Below are 1,114 nucleotides of genomic sequence, written 5' to 3'. Positions count from 1 at the left end.
AAGGGCATCTCGTAAGTGAAAGCCTGCCACAGCATCGTGCCGGTCTTCGATGACCCGAATCTCGTGTCGGCTGCGGGCCTGGTGCCCGTGCTCGAGCTGGCGGGGCGGGCCGGCATGGAGGCCCTGCTCGCCGGGCATCTGAGCGTGCCGAGCCCGAATGCGGTCGACAAGTCGCGCAGCGTTGTGGCGGGGATGCTCGCGGGCGCGGACAGCATCGATGACCTGGACCTGCTGCGCTCGGGTGGGATGGCCCGGGTCGTGCCCGGGGTGCGGGCGCCCTCGACGTTGGGCACGTTCCTGCGCTCGTTCACCCACGGTCACGTCCAGCAGGTCGACAAGATCTCCGCCGCGCTGCTGGCCGGGCTGGCCGGGCAGGTCCCGGGCCTGCTCGCCGGGGGACGCGGCGCCGGCGGCATGGTGTTCATCGACGTCGACGACACGATCCGCGCCGTCCACGGCTACGCCAAGCAGGGCGCCGGGTTCGGCTACTCCCGGGTCCGCGGCCTGAACGTCCAGCTCGCCACGGCATCGACACCCACGTGCGCGCCGGTGGTGGTCCGCGCCCGGCTGCGCCGAGGCAACATCGCCTCCCACGCCGGGTCGGCGCGGCTGGCGGCCCAAGCGGTCACCACCGCCCGCGCCGCCGGCGCGGGCGGGCAAGTGCTGGTCCGGGCCGACTCGGCCTACTACCTGCGCGCGTTCCTGGCCACCGCGGTCCGCCACGACGCCTGGTTCTCGGTGACCGCCCGGATGAACCCCGCCGTCGTCAAGGCCATCGCCGCCATCGACGAGGACGCCTGGACCCCGATCCACTACCCGAACGCGGTCTTCGACGACCAGATCGGCGGGTGGGTCTCCGACGCCCAGGTCGCCGAGGTCGAGTTCACCGCGTTCACGTCCCTGCCCACGGCCCAGCAGATCACCTGCCGGCTGGTCGTGCGCCGCGTCCGGCGCCACCAACCCCGAGCCTCGGACGGCAGCATCCAGGGCGAGCTGTTCGCCGACTGGCGCCACCACGCGTTCGTCACGAACTCGACCCTGAGCACGGTCGAGGCCGACCAGCACCACCGCGACCACGCGATCATCGAGCAGGTCATCGCCGAGCTCAAGGACG

General features: G+C 72.4%; 1 protein-coding gene. It reads left to right on the top strand.

The window, feature by feature from the left end; genetic code table 11:
* Window positions 1-15: 15 nt before the first annotated feature.
* The coding region (locus tag G9H72_RS20680) for an IS1380 family transposase (RefSeq protein WP_196791467.1) at window positions 16-1,114 on the top strand (1,099 nt) is incomplete at its 3' end.

Origin of the sequence: Motilibacter aurantiacus (assembly GCF_011250645.1) — a bacterium.
GTDB classification, from domain to species: Bacteria; Actinomycetota; Actinomycetes; order Motilibacterales; family Motilibacteraceae; genus Motilibacter_A; species Motilibacter_A aurantiacus.
This window is presented reverse-complemented; position numbering and strand designations above follow the sequence as displayed.